The organism is Chryseobacterium sp. SNU WT5 (genome assembly GCF_007362475.1).
Lineage (GTDB): Bacteria > Bacteroidota > Bacteroidia > Flavobacteriales > Weeksellaceae > Kaistella.
On record NZ_CP041687.1, the window covers coordinates 2,672,693 to 2,687,752 of the forward strand.

10 protein-coding genes are annotated in these 15,060 nt (G+C 34.8%); 8 read left to right on the plus strand and 2 right to left on the minus strand.

Annotated elements, in window-relative coordinates; translation table 11 throughout:
• The first annotated feature begins 58 nt into the window (after positions 1-58).
• The 5 genes from FNJ88_RS12630 to purF all read left to right on the plus strand — a co-directional run bounded on the left by FNJ88_RS12630 (position 59) and on the right by purF (position 7,478).
• Positions 59-3,748 (plus strand): phosphoribosylformylglycinamidine synthase, encoded by a 3,690-nt coding sequence (locus tag FNJ88_RS12630; RefSeq protein ID WP_143853591.1) that lies wholly within the window; start codon positions 59-61, stop codon positions 3,746-3,748.
• A gap of 164 nt (positions 3,749-3,912) precedes the next feature.
• Positions 3,913-4,518, plus strand: a complete 606-nt coding sequence (locus FNJ88_RS12635) for a SatD family protein (RefSeq protein ID WP_143853592.1) — start codon at positions 3,913-3,915, stop codon at positions 4,516-4,518.
• Positions 4,519-5,220 carry a DUF3307 domain-containing protein gene (locus FNJ88_RS12640; protein WP_143853593.1) on the plus strand — a complete coding sequence of 234 codons (702 nt, stop codon included), beginning with the start codon at positions 4,519-4,521 and terminating at the stop codon, positions 5,218-5,220.
• Between the two features lie 29 nt (positions 5,221-5,249).
• A complete protein-coding gene (purC, locus tag FNJ88_RS12645; protein WP_185145831.1) occupies positions 5,250-5,969 on the plus strand; it encodes a phosphoribosylaminoimidazolesuccinocarboxamide synthase in 720 nt (239 codons plus the stop codon).
• A gap of 18 nt (positions 5,970-5,987) precedes the next feature.
• Positions 5,988-7,478, plus strand: coding sequence for an amidophosphoribosyltransferase (gene purF / locus FNJ88_RS12650; protein WP_143853594.1), 1,491 nt, complete (start codon positions 5,988-5,990; stop codon positions 7,476-7,478).
• A 55-nt stretch (positions 7,479-7,533) separates the two neighbouring features.
• Here the strand turns inward: purF and FNJ88_RS12655 are convergent, their stop codons facing one another.
• Positions 7,534-8,190, minus strand: coding sequence for a porin family protein (locus FNJ88_RS12655; RefSeq protein ID WP_143853595.1), 657 nt, complete (start codon positions 8,188-8,190; stop codon positions 7,534-7,536).
• 299 nt (positions 8,191-8,489) lie between these two features.
• Positions 8,490-9,530: a 3-dehydroquinate synthase gene (aroB, locus tag FNJ88_RS12660; protein WP_143853596.1), complete on the minus strand. Its 1,041-nt coding sequence runs from the start codon at positions 9,528-9,530 to the stop codon at positions 8,490-8,492.
• Positions 9,531-9,619: 89 nt separating this feature from the next.
• Between aroB and FNJ88_RS12665 the strand changes: the two genes are divergently transcribed.
• From FNJ88_RS12665 to dacB, 3 genes are all read left to right on the plus strand, one after another.
• Positions 9,620-10,789, plus strand: a complete 1,170-nt coding sequence (locus tag FNJ88_RS12665; protein WP_143853597.1) for a proline dehydrogenase family protein — start codon at positions 9,620-9,622, stop codon at positions 10,787-10,789.
• A 156-nt stretch (positions 10,790-10,945) separates the two neighbouring features.
• Complete coding sequence (priA, locus tag FNJ88_RS12670) at positions 10,946-13,393, plus strand: primosomal protein N' (protein WP_143853598.1); 2,448 nt, start codon at positions 10,946-10,948, stop codon at positions 13,391-13,393.
• A 151-nt stretch (positions 13,394-13,544) separates the two neighbouring features.
• On the plus strand, positions 13,545-14,999 hold the full coding sequence (gene dacB / locus FNJ88_RS12675; protein ID WP_143853599.1) for a D-alanyl-D-alanine carboxypeptidase/D-alanyl-D-alanine-endopeptidase: 1,455 nt from the start codon (positions 13,545-13,547) through the stop codon (positions 14,997-14,999).
• The last annotated feature ends 61 nt before the right edge of the window (positions 15,000-15,060 follow it).

The window sequence follows — 15,060 nt, forward strand, 5'->3', positions numbered from 1 at the left end:
AGTCCTAAAAGGACGCTTTAACAAAGAGTAGGATGAAGTCCTATTATAAAAAGTAATAATGAAAAAAAGAATCTTCGTAGAAAAAAAAGGAATTTTCGATGTTGAAAGTCCTCAAGTTTTTAATGAAATAAAAAATATCGTTCCGACGATTAAAGATGTCAAAGTCTATAATATCTATGATGTTTTCGGGGTTAATGATAATGAGTTTTCAAAAGTCATCAACAATACTTTTGTAGATCCAGTGACCGATATTCTTCATGAAGATAATCCGGCAAAAGGTATTCATTTTGCGACCGAATTTTTACCAGGACAATATGATCAGCGAGCAGATTCTGCACAACAATGTATTGTCTTGTTGACTGGAAATGAGAACGGTAAAGTAAGAAGTGGAAAACTGATCGAATTATTTGGAGTTTCTGAAAGCGAAGTCGAAGCTATTAAAAATCATTTGATTAATAAAGTGGAATCCCAAGTGAAGGATTTATCCAAGTTCGAGATTCCAGCTGAAGAAACACCAGATCCAGTTTTAGTTCATAAAGGTTTCAATGAGTTTTCTGCGGAAGAATTAAAAGCATTTTATGACGATCATGGTTTTGCTTTAGATATTGATGATTTAGAATTTATTCAAAATTACTTTAAAACGGAAAATAGAAATCCAACTGAAACCGAGCTTAAGGTTTTAGATACGTACTGGAGCGACCATTGCCGACATACCACTTTCGAAACTGAACTGACAGATATTCAGTTTAATGATGCTTTTAAATCGACTCTACAAACGATTTTTAATGATTATCTAGAAAAGAGAAAGTTTTTAGGCAGAGAACTGAAACCGATTTCTCTAATGGATTTAGCTACGGTTTGTGCAAGATATTTCCACAAGACCGGTAAATTGGAAAACCTTGTTGTTTCCGATGAAATCAATGCTTGTACGATTGAGATCGAAGCAGAATTCGATGGTAAGAAAGAACCTTGGTATTTATTATTTAAAAATGAAACCCATAATCACCCAACAGAAATTGAACCTTTTGGTGGTGCGTCAACTTGTTTAGGTGGCGCAATTCGTGATCCTTTGTCTGGACGTGCATTTGTATATCAAGCGATGCGTTTGTCAGGAGCAGCAAATGTTTTAGAACCAATTTCTGAAACGTTAGCTGGGAAACTTCCACAAAGAACAATTACAAAACAAGCTGCAAATGGTTATTCTTCTTATGGAAATCAAATTGGTTTAGCCACAACTTCAGTCAATGAAATTTACCACGATGGGTACAAAGCAAAACGAATGGAAGTTGGTTTTGTCGTTGGTGCCGTGAAAAAAGATTGGGTTAAAAGAGAGCAACCACAAAATGGTGATCTTGTTATTTTATTAGGTGGCGCAACTGGAAGAGACGGAGTTGGTGGAGCAAGTGGAAGTTCTAAAGTTCAGGACGAAACCTCAATTCATACTTTGTCAACCGAGGTTCAGAAAGGAAATGCAGTTGAAGAACGTAAAATTCAAAGACTCTTTAGAAATCCTGAAGTAACGACCTTAATTAAAAAATCAAATGATTTTGGAGCGGGTGGAGTGTCAGTTGCGATTGGCGAAATTGCTGATTCACTGGAGATTAACCTCGATATATTACCTTTAAAATATGAAGGTTTAAATGGAACTGAATTGGCGATTTCTGAATCGCAGGAAAGGATGGCGGTTGTTATTGAAGCGAAAGACAAAGAAAAGTTCATCAGATTCTGTGAAAAAGAAAATATAAAAGCGGTAGAAGTTGCCAAAGTAACCGATTCCGGTAGAATGCAAATGTTTTGGCAGGGAAATAAAATCGTTGATTTAAGCCGGGAATTTTTAGATACCAATGGTTGTGCAAAAACCCAGCATGCTGAAGTTTCACACTTGCAACCAGTTGAAAATCAGAATATAAAGTTTAGTGAAGAGAATTTCTTCAATATACTTTCCAGTAAAAATGTGGCTTCCCAAAAAGGATTGGCTGAAATGTTTGATGCTTCTGTTGGCGGAACGTCTGTTGCAATGCCGTTTGGAGGAAAACATCAGTTGACCGAAATGGAAGGAAGTGTGCAAACGCTGCCGATTTTAAACGCTAAAAACATCGAAACAGTGTCTTTGGCAAGTTGGGGATTTGATGCCGATATATCGTCGCAGAACTCTTTAGTTGGTGCAGCGAATGCCGTGGTTGAAAGTGTTGCCAAGATTGTTGCGATGGGTGGAGATTACAAAAACATTCGTTTGAGTTTCCAGGAGTATTTTGAGAAGCTAGGAAATCAACCTGAGAAGTGGGGGAAACCTTTAGCTTCCTTACTTGGAGCGTATGATGCGCAAATGAATTTCGAACTGGCTGCAATTGGAGGTAAAGATTCAATGAGTGGAAGTTTCCAGGATATTCACGTTCCACCGACGTTGATTTCATTTGCTTGTGCGAATGGAGAAAAGAAAAATATCATCTCACCCGAGTTTAAAAAAGCAGGAAATAAATTATACTTGTTCAACCATATTTCGCAAGAAAATGGAATGCCGAATTATCAAGATCTCAAACAGATTTTCGATTATCTTTTTGAAAATATTAAGTCGAAAAAGATTGTTTCGGTGAAGACGATCAAAGAGGGTGGAGTTGCAGTTGCTCTAGCAAAAATGAGTTTTGGTAATCACCTTGGAGCAGAAATTAAGTTAGATGAACATTTACTTTTAACCAAGAATATTGGGAGTTTAATTATAGAAAGTTCAGAGGATTTAGAAAATGATTTACTTCAAGTTATTGGTGAGGTTAATAATTCTAATATTTTGAAAATGAGTTGTTTTGAATGCAGTATTGAAAAATTACTTGAAGTGTGGGGAGGAACTTTTGAAGAGCTTTTTCCAACGAAAGAAAATTCGAAAATGGTTGTTGAAATTGATTCAAAATTGAATTCTACTCAACCGAGAACGATTCATATCAATAAACATCAATTAGCAAAACCGAAAGTTTTTGCACCGATCTTTCCGGGAACCAATTGTGAATATGAAACGCAAAATGCCTTTAGAAAAGAAGGTGCTGAAGTTTCAGGATTGCCATTAATTAATCTCAATCATCAATTGTTAAATGAAAGTATAGATGCCTGGATTTCGGAAATTAATCAGTCTCAGATTTTAGTTTTATCGGGTGGTTTTTCCGCCGGAGATGAGCCAGATGGTTCGGCAAAATTTATTGTCAATGTTTTGAAAAACGAAAAGATGAAAAATGCGGTTCATCAATTATTGGAACGTGATGGAATGGTTCTCGGAATTTGTAATGGTTTCCAGGCCTTAGTAAAATCTGGATTATTGCCTTATGGTGAGATTCGGGATTTAAATGCAGATTCACCGACTTTAGCGCATAATGCAATTGGTCGTCATATTTCTCAAATGGTTGATGTGAAAGTGATCAATGATGATTCTCCTTGGTTAAAAGGAATGAAAGACCAAGTTTATACCATTCCAATTTCACATGGTGAAGGTCGATTTATGGCGTCAGAAAAGGTGATTCAGGAATTGTACGAGAATGGTCAGATTGCAACTCAATACATTGATCACGACGGAAACATCGCACACGGAATGCCGTTTAACCCAAATAACTCCTTATTCGGGATTGAAGGTTTAACTTCAAAATCAGGGAAAATATTTGGTAGAATGGGACATCCAGAGCGTTATGCAGAAGGGTTAATGAAGAATATTCCAACGGCAAATTATCATAACATCTTTAAAAACGGAGTTGAGTATTTTAAATAATATCAACATTTATTAGGTAAAGAGAACTAAATATAAGTTAATTTACTTATATGTAACGATTATTAGTTAATTAGCTTATATTCTAAAATAAAATTTAAAAATTAAAATATTAGGTATTTGCCTTATATTATCGATTTATAAGGATTATTGCTTATATTTGTAACATGATTGCGATTATCACTGGAGATATCATTAATTCTCAAAAATCAGATGCTGAACTATGGCTTCCAAAATTGAAAAATTTATTGGGTTCATGGTCTGTAACACCAGGAAATTGGGAAGTATACCGAGGAGATGAATTTCAATTAAAGTGTAGTGTTGGTGAAGTATTTCATAAAGCTCTACTTTTAAAATCACTCATCAGAACATTTGAAAATTTAGATGTACGTATTGCAATTGGTATCGGTAATGAAGTATTTCTTTCCGAAAAAATAACGGAATCAAATGGTTCTGCTTACGTAAATTCTGGCCGGCTATTAACAGAGATTACCGCTCAAGGAAAGACGTTAGCCATACAAACGGAAAATGAAAAAGTAAACCGGGATTTGAATATACTTTTCAAGTGGGCATCTATAGATTTCGATAATTGGACTGCAGCTACCGCAGAAATTATTCATCAGTTATTAGGTAACTCAGAATTAACTCAGGACGAATTAGCGAAAGAGCTTAATATAAGCCAGTCTTCAGTAAGTCAAAGGCTTAAGAGAGCTAATTTTGATTTATTACAAGAAACCGATCAATATTTCAGAAAGAAAATATCAGAATTATAAATGATTTTTACTTCACTCATATTAGCACATCTATTAGGAGATTTTATTCTTCAGCCTAATTCTTGGGTCGCTGATAAAGAGAAGAAAAAAGGAGGTAGCATCTATTTGTACCTTCATGTAGCGCTACATATGGCACTCGTTCTAATATTTTTATGGGATCTTAATCTTTGGTGGATTGCTTTAATTATTGGTAGTACCCACCTAATAATTGATTGGGCAAAACTTTATTTTCAGAATCCTAAAACCACAAGAACTTGGTTCTTTGTAGATCAGGCTGCACATATTTTGGTAATTATTGCTTTGTCAATGATTTACTTTCCTTATTTTAAATGGGAGGATTTCTTTAATGCTGATAGTCTGCAATTGATTACTGCAGTCGTTTTCCTTACAGTTCCCTCTTCAATCCTAATCAAAACGGTGATCTCCTTTTGGACACCAGTTACGGTTGATCACAGCAAATTACAGACAGAATCCCTGGTCAATGCTGGGAAATACATTGGTATTCTCGAGCGTCTCCTGGTATTTGTTTTCATATTGGTGAACCATTGGGAAGGCGTAGGATTTATGATCGCTGCAAAGTCGGTTTTCAGATTTAGTGATCTAGCAGAAGCAAAACAGCGTAAGCTGACTGAATATGTTTTAATAGGAACCTTGCTAAGTTTTGGCATCGCAGTTCTTACAGGTATTTTTGTAAAAATTTAATATAGATATAAAATTTAATAAACAGTAAAATGACAAAAGGAGCAATGCTTTATGAAGGAAAGGCAAAGCAGGTTTTCGAAACCGATAATCCAAACGAGGTGATTGTCCGTTTCAAAGATGATGCAACAGCTTTCAACGCACAAAAGAGAGGAAATTTTGACCTCAAAGGTGAAATGAATAACGCCATCACCACCTTAATTTTTGAATATTTGAACACCAAAGGAATTCCTACTCACTTCATTCAAAAATTAGATGAAAGAGAGCAATTGGTACAGAAAGTAAGCATCATTCCACTGGAAATGGTGGTTCGTAACTATGCAGCAGGAAGCATGGCGCAGAGATTAGGAGTGGAAGAAGGTATAAAGTCACCAGTCACCATTATTGATATTTGCTACAAAAGAGATGATCTGGGTGATCCATTAATTAATGATCATCACGCCGTTTTCTTGGGCGCTGCAACCTATGATGAGCTGAAGGAAATGTACAAATTGACTTCTGAAATTAATGATATTTTAATTGACCTTTTTGATCGAATGAATATTATTTTGGTAGATTTTAAAATTGAATTAGGTAAAACTGCAGATGGAAAAATTATTCTAGCTGATGAGATCTCACCAGATACTTGTCGTCTTTGGGATAAAGACACGATGAAGAAACTTGACAAAGATCGCTTTAGAAGAGATTTGGGCGAAGTGACAGAAGCGTACGTAGAAATTTATGAGCGATTAAAAAAAGTTCTTCAAAAATAATTTTTGGGAAAACTAAAGATGAAAAATTTACAACAAGAGAGAGAAGATTATTTAAATCAATTTAAAGATAATGTTTACGGCAGAAACCTGCTGAAGACAGAAGATCCGTTTGATGCACCTTCAGAAGAATGTGGAATTTTCGGACTTTATTCGGACCATGATTTAGATACCTTTTCTTTGTCTCAATTTGGGCTTTTTGCCTTACAGCATCGTGGTCAGGAAGCATGTGGTATTTCTGTGATGAACGATGGTAAAATCTTTAATATTAAAGATGAAGGTCTGGTATTAGATGTGTATAAAGAAATCCGTAATCCTGAGACTTTCATGGGGAATTCTGCGATCGGACATACAAGATATACCACTGCAGGAGATAAAAAGAAATACAACTTTCAACCTTTCTTTGCTAAGAATGAATATGATCAAATCATTCTTTCTATCGCTCACAACGGAAATTTAACCAATGCCGTTGCATTAAAAAAAGAACTTGAAGCAGAAGGTGTAGTTTTTAAAGCGACCTCTGATTCAGAAGTTATTTTGCGTTTGATCCAGAAGCATTTGGATCTAGGTTTGCGTGCTGCAATTAAGACCACAATGGAAAAAATTGAAGGGGCTTATTCTGTAGTTGGAATGACCAGAAATAAATTTTTTGCCTTTCGGGATTTTCATGGAATTCGTCCGTTGGTTTTAGGTGCAATTGATGAAAAAACATATGTTGTAGCATCAGAATCTGTCGCATTGGATGCTGTGGGAGCTCAATATGTAAGAGATATTTTACCCGGTGAAATTGTTTATACCAACGAAAATGAAACTGGTTTACAAAGCTTTTTAGTGAAAGAAGATTGTGAAAAAAGAACATGCTCATTTGAGTATATCTATTTCGCCCGACCAGATTCAATTATGGAAGGAATTAATGTTCACGAGATTCGAGAAAAATCCGGAGCTAAAATTTGGGAACAGGCTCCTGTAGAAGCAGACATCGTAATTGGTGTTCCGGATTCTGGCGTTCCGGCTGCAATTGGTTTTTCTATCGCATCGGGTATTCCTTTTCGTCCAGTTCTGATTAAGAATAGATACATAGGTAGAAGTTTTATTGTTCCTACTCAAGAAATGAGAGAAAGGATTGTAAATCTTAAACTGAATCCTATTGTTTCTGAAATTAAAGGAAAGAGAGTAGTGATCATTGATGATTCCATTGTTCGTGGGACCACTTCGAAACGTCTGGTAAAAATTCTGAAAGATGCAGGGGTAAAAGAGATTCACTTCCGTAGTGTATCGCCACCCATTATTGCACCTTGTTATTTAGGAATTGATACTCCCACAAAAGATGATTTGATTTCCGCTAACATGACGGTGGAAGAACTAAGGAAATACTTAGGAGTTGATTCTCTTGAGTTCTTAAGTATGGATAATTTGAGGAGTATATTAGGAAGCTCGAACCATTGTTTTGGTTGCTTTACTGAAGAATATCCAGTTCCTGCAGGACCAAACCCTGATTTTACAGATAAATAAATACAAAAGGTTGGGAATTTATTCCCAACCTTTTTAGTTATATCAATTTCTGTTATTAGAATTTGTAAGCCAATCCAACTTGGAATACGTTATTCTTAACTGAATCAGATCCACTTGGTCTGTCTTTCGCAATGTCAGTCAATCCTGCAACATATCTTGCGGTAATTCCAACATTTGGTGTGAAATAATATCCTGCACCTAGACCTAAACCAAAGTTAAAAGTATTTAAGTTGTCTTTAATATCTACACTTGCTGAAGCAGATGTGCTTGAAGAAGTTCCTCCACTAGTTGTAGTAGTAGTAACTCTATCTCCTTTTGATTTACCACTAACCATCAGTCCAAATTCTGGACCTGCTTCTAAGTAGAATGCTGGAGTTGCGTTGTATTGGAACATTACAGGTAAAGTAACATAATCTAAATTAGTAGACCCTGAAGTTTTTGTCGTAATTGTACTTCCTCCGATAGTTGAAGTAGATGTGGTTGTTGCTTTATTACCCATCTGAGAATACAATAATTCAGGTTGAATGCTGAAATTCTCTGCTAAAGGAGCATTCATAAAAACTCCCGCGTTGAAACCAATTTTTGATTTAGCATCGTCCATGGAAGCATCTTTTGATAATGAAGATACGTTCATTCCTGCTTTAACTCCAAATTGTTGTGCAAATGTCAATGTACTCATTGCTACTGCTGCACCTAAAAATAACTTTTTCATAATCTTAAATTTTTCTGATTAATTTTTTGTTTTCAATAATTTGGATTATGTAATTTCTAAAAATTAATTTTTGTCATTTTAAAAATTGACTAATCCTCGTTACCGTTACATTTTTAATTTTGTTTTACGCTTGGAGTACTTTCAAATGCTGTGCCAAAACTCACTAAGAATATAAAAAATTAAACAATAGTTTAAAATTATAAAAGTATAATAAATTGTTAAACAGTTAGTTGTGATATTTAAAATTAATGATATCCTAAGATTGGTAAGGACTTAAATATTGATTAACAAAGAGGTTTTTAATCTAAATTTTGATAATAATGCAATGCATAATTAACGTTTTCAGTACTTACGGAGGAATCGAAAGTTGCCTCCCCGATATTTTTAATCAAGGAAAAACTGATGTTTCCGAACGAATTCTTTTTATCATTCTTCATCAAATGTAAAATCTCTTCAGAAGAGAAACCACTAATGTCCAAAGAAGGAAAGAATCTTCTTACATTTAAAATGATGCTATCTGCAGTTTCTTTTGAAATTAAATGTTCTAAAAAAGAAATACGCGTTTCACAAATCATTCCCAGCGCCACCGCTTCACCATGAAGAATGGGTTTCCCTTTTTCTAAAAATAAACTTTCTATCGCGTGACCAATTGTATGGCCAAAATTCAGTGTTTTTCGGATATTCTGTTCTGTGAAATCTTTTTTCACCACATTTAATTTGATCTTCATCGAATTTTCAATTAAATGAAAAATTTGCTCAGCATTTAACTCTTTAATTGAGATTAAATCATTCCAATGGTTGGCATCAGCGATTAAGCCATGTTTTAACATTTCAGCGAAACCGCTTCTAAGTTCTACAAAAGGTAAGGTGTTTAGAAACTCTGGAAAAACGAAAATTTTCTGTGGATTTGCAAAAGTTCCAATAATATTTTTTAAAAACTGATGATCGATCCCCGTTTTTCCTCCAATTGAAGCATCACACATACCTAAAAGGGTAGTTGGGATATTGATGAAAAGAATTCCTCGTTTGTAAGTAGATGCGATAAATCCACCCATATCGGTGATGACTCCACCTCCTAAATTGATCATTAATGCCTTTCTGTCAGTTTCAAACTCGGTCAAAATTTCCCAAAGTTGGGTTGCTGTTTCCAGAGTTTTCAGTTCTTCACCGGCTTCAATCTCAATAATTTCAAATGGCGTCTCGGTTTCTAAATTTCCTAAAAGAATGGGAAGGCAGTGTTCATGGGTGTTCTCATCAACTAAAATAAGAAGTTGAGTAGGGTTTACTTCTTTTAAATAAGCATTAAGCTGAGAAAAACTAGGATCTAATATAGATATCATTAGGACTGAAATTTATCACAAAATTAAACTTTAATTTAGTTTTATCAATTCAAGTAGTATCATTAAATTTGTTGATCTTAATAATTACTATGAGTATTTTCAATAACACACAAATTGCCTTCGCAGATAAGACAGATTCTCAACTGAAAAAAGCTTACTGGATGTTCAAAGCAATTGAGCAGCCCATGATTACAAATCTGGGGATCTCTGCTCTGAACTTCACCGTGAAGAATGACTTCCCGTTTGTAACTGATATTGTGAAAAATACTTTGTTTGAGCAATTTTGTGGTGGGGAAACTCATGAAGAAAGCATGAAAGTAGTTAAACAGATGTTTAAGCATCATGTAGGAAGTATTTTCGATTATGCGATTGAAGGAAAAGCCGAAGAGAAAGTTTTTGATGATACTTGTGCAGAAATTAAACAGAACATCAAGTTTGCCGAAGGAAATCCTGCTATCCCATTTGTTGTTTTTAAGCCAACTGGTTTTGGTAGAATTGAAATCTACGAGGAAATAGGTAAAAAGATAGAACTCACCAATTCGCAAAAAGAAGAGTGGGCGAGAGTTGTAAAAAGATATGAAGAGGTTTGCCAGATGGCATTTGATCGCAATGTGGTTATTATGATCGATGCGGAAGAAACCTGGATGCAAGATTCAACTGATCGTTTGGTGAATGAAATGATGGAGAAATTCAACAAACAAAAAGCAATTGTTTGGAATACAGTGCAGATGTACCGAACTGGCAGATTGGAATATCTGGCGGAGGATTTACAAAGAGCAAAAGAGAAAAATTATTTTCTGGGATATAAATTCGTACGTGGTGCTTATATGGAAAAGGAAAGAGCACGTGCGGCAGCCATGAATTATCCAGATCCCATACAGCCAACTAAACAAGCATCGGACGATAATTATAACGCCGCAATTGATTTTGTTTTAAATAACCTGGATACCGTTTCTGGCTTTTTTGGAACCCATAACGAAAAATCACATGAACTCGTGATGGACAAGATGAAAGCAATGGGACTGCCGAACGACCATTCTCAAATTCATTTTGGGCAACTGTATGGAATGAGTGACAATATCACCTATTTTCTGGGTGCCGAAAAATATAATGTTTGTAAATATCTTCCTTATGGGCCGGTAAAAGATGTCGTTCCGTATCTAACGAGAAGAGCGCAGGAAAATACTTCTGTAGCCGGACAAACAGGTCGGGAATTAGGTTTGATTCAGAAAGAATTAGACAGGAGAAGAGGTAAGTAAAATTCTGGTTTCTTAAGAAATACCGATATCAAAGGATTGGATTTATTCCCATCCTTTTTTTTATTAAATAGGAGTGCTCTGGTTTTAGCAGAAATATATTTATAAATTTGTACTAGACTTCAAGATATCATTAAATCACTGAATCATTCTATTAAATTGACTTTCGCACAAGTTATTCTTCCCTTAAATTTAAAAGGAACTTTTACCTATAAAGTTCCCGATGAACTTTTGAATTCAATACAGATCGGAATGCGTGTCTTAGTTTCATTTCGTGGTAAAAAGATCTATACCGGAATTGTTTTTGAAATTCATGATCAAGAATCTGAAACATTTGTCCCTAAAGAAATCATTAATATTTTAGATGATTTTCCCATTCTGCCAAAGGAACAAATTCAATTCTGGAATTGGCTGTCGAACTACTATCTCTGTAATCTGGGTGATATTTATCGCTTTTCCTTTCCAGGATCTTTGAAATTAGAAAGTGAAACATATTTAAAATTAAGACCAAATGTTATTGTTGATTTTGAGAATTTAGATGTGAATGAAATGTATCTGATTCAGGCTTTAGAAGTTCGACAACTCATTAATCTGACGGAGATAGAAGCTTTCATCGCTAAAAAAGATATTGTAAAAACCATCAAATCGATGATTGATTTACAGTACATAGAAATTGATGAGAAAATATCAGAAAAATATAAATCCAAGGAGGTTGCTTATCTAAAGATTAATGAGGAAAAGGTAAAAAATGCCCATCTCCCAGAAATTCTTTTACTATTAAAACGTTCTCCAAAACAACAAGAATTATTTCTTTCCATTCTCGAAAAACAAACTGAAAGTCCCGAGAGGCCAATTAAAAAATCCTCTGTTTTAGAAGAAGGAAATTTTGCACACGCCCAATTAAAATCTTTAATTGAAAAAGATCTGGTGCTGGAATATTACTTGCAAAAAGATCGATTGGAAAGTTATGAAGGGGAAACTGAAGAGCTGGAAAAACTAACCGAAATACAACATCAAGCAAAAAATGAGATTGATGAAGCTTTCGAAAAGGGAAAGAATGTTTTGTTGCACGGCGTCACTTCTTCTGGGAAAACCCATCTTTATTTAGAAAAGATCGATGAAACTGTGGCAGATGGAAAAAATGTTTTATTCCTACTTCCGGAGATTGCGTTAACTAAACAGATTGTACAGCGTCTAGAAAAGAATTATGGCAAACAACTTGGCTTTTATCATCAGAAATTAACAGATTTTGAAAGAGTGGAGGTATGGCGAAGAATTAAAAATAATGATATTAAAATCCTGATCGGAACAAGGAATGCACTGTTCCTGCCGTACCAAAATCTAGGATTGGTTGTGGTAGACGAAGAGCATGATTCGAGTTACAAACCACGTGAGATCGCTCCTTTTTTTAATGCGAAAGATGCAGCGCAGGTTTTAGCCAATTTCTACAATGCTCATGTTATATTAGGCTCGGCAACTCCTTCTGTAGAGTCCTATTACGCGGCAAAGAAGGATAAATTGAAATATATTTACATAAGTGAACGTTTTGGAAATGTAAAAATTCCGCAGTTTGAGTTGATTAATTTTAAAGAAGCGCAGGATTCTAAAAAAATCGTAGGTAATTTTTCGCTACAACTGATCGATGAAATCCGACAGCAACTTGAACAGAAAAAACAAACCATGGTCCTCCATAACCGAAGAGGTTATGCAAACGTGGTAGAATGTGAAAGTTGTGGTTATGTGAATTATTGTTCAAACTGTGATGTGGTGATGACTTATCATAAGTTTTCGAACGAAATGAAATGCCATTATTGTGGGCAAAAAGCAGCTAAGCCCCAAACGTGTCCAAAATGTAATTCTGAGCATTTAAATGTAAAAGGAGTAGGAGTGGAGCAGATTCATGAAGAGATGACAAGGATATTTCCGGAATCAGAAGTGGACAGAATGGATGTAGATTCCATGCGCAGAAAATTTGCCTATGAGAAATTGTATGAAAAAATTGAAGAAGGAGAAACCGATGTTATTGTAGGTACTCAAATGATTTCCAAAGGTTTAGATTTTGAAAATATAGAATTAGTAGCGATTCCAAAAGCCGACTCCTTATTATATGTTCAGGACTTCCGTGCAGAAGAACGAGCCTTTCAGTTAATAACTCAAGTTTCCGGCAGAGCGGGAAGAATTTCAGGAAATGGGAAAGTGCTCATCCAGACTTATAATCCACAGCATTCTATTTTCCAATTGCTTAAAGATCAAGATACTGTAAAAGTTTATGAACATTTATTAACGGAAAGAAAGAAATTTCTATATCCTCCTTTTGTGAAGTTGATCATGATCGAATTAAAACATAGAAGAGAAGATAAAGTTAATCGTGCCTCTCAGTTTCTAGGTTCTATTCTACGGAAGTATTTACCTGAAGAATGTATTCTCGGTCCGGAAAAATCACCGATCGGAAAGCTTAATTTAATGTATCAATATCAACTTTTACTTAAATTACCACGTGGTAAAAAGTATTCTGATTATAAAGAGATTGTGAATAAAAGTTTAGAAGAATTTGACGAAATAAAATCGTATCAATCGATCAAAAAGCTGATTTTTGTCGATTTTTAACAAACTTTAACAGTGATTCAACATTTTTTAGTATTGTTAAACCCTTGTCACTCAACAATATTTTATATTTTTGACCGTTTCAAAGAAGTTTGTAAAAATAACAAGTTCATTTTTAACTTACTTTAAATAGATAATCAAATAATAAAATTAAATGATTAACATCAAAAAAATATTGGTTTCGTCGGCAATTGCAGTTTCTTCTTTTGCATTTAGTCAAGGAACCTATGTATCTTCAAATTATCCTCAATCATACGAAAGCCAAAATTCAAATAAATATTCAGAGTCTTCCGAAAAATTACTCAGTGCCAAAGAGCTTTTAGATATTAATCTGAATGCAATGGTGAACGATCCTGTTCTTCGAAATGCAAATTGGGGTTTTGTAGTGTATGATCCGAAAACTAAGAAAATCATTAGTTCCTATAATGAACAGGCCTCACTGATTCCCGCTTCTACAACCAAATTGTTGACCACAGAAACCGCGATGAATCTTTTAGGAGAGCGCTTTAAGTGGATTACTCAACTCGAATATTCTGGCAACATCGACCATGACGGAAATCTAGAAGGTAATCTTTATATTGTTGGAAGTGGCGATCCCTCTTTGGGAACTAATAAAGCAGGAGCCTATTCTTATCGGGAAATTGTTTCTGATTTTGTAACTGCGATAGCAGAGAAAGGAATCAAAAAAATAAAAGGGGATATCATTATTCAAACGGGGGTATTTAAAGCAAATAAATCCCAGAGATTACCGGAGAATATTGTTTGGTTAGAAAATGGTAATTATTATCTGCCGGCAGGGACGACCTATGAAATTAATCCACAGAATGAAAAACTGATTGCAAAAAAATCAAATCCTTTTTCGGAAAGTAAAAATTATTATTACATTTCACCTTATGTGAACCAAATGGTGTACGCGGATGAATTTAAAGGAGGGTATCTGACCACAAAATTACCGGACGCACCTTCTTATTTAGCCAATACTTTGCGGGCAACGATGATTAAAAGTGGTTTGCCTATTTCAGGAAAGGTAGTAACTAAGTTAACTGAAGTTCAACCCGAACCCAGAGAGTTCATTACCTCTTATCAATCTCCGGCGTTATCAGAGATTATCATGTATACCAATCAGCATAGTGATAATGCTTTAGCAGAAGCAACCTTGAGAATGGTTGGATTTCAAAAATACGGAGACCAAACAATTGAGGCAGGTAGAAATGCGGTAATGAATCATCTAAAGACAGCGTCTTTCGAAACAGATGGTCTTAATTATTATGATGGTAGCGGATTATCTAGAAATAACGTGGTTACTCCCATAGCACAAGCAAAGTTTCTTTCGAACTTGATGCAGGAAAAATATTTTAATTCTTTTTTTGAAAGTTTACCAATTGGCGGACAGACAGGAACTTTAAAAAGAATGTTTAATACGACAGGTTATGGACAAATTAATGCAAAAACCGGAACTTTAAATAAAGTGAAAACTTTGGCTGGGTATATGAAAACCAATTCCGGGAAAACTTTAGTGTTTTCTTTATTGATTAATAATTATGCAGGTTCTGTTGATATGGTAAAAGCAAGAATGGAACGAATTCTCGAACCAGCATTAAATCTGTAGAAATTCACGGTCTTAAATAACAAACCTTTCAATTTTAATTGGAAGGTTTTTTTATATCTTT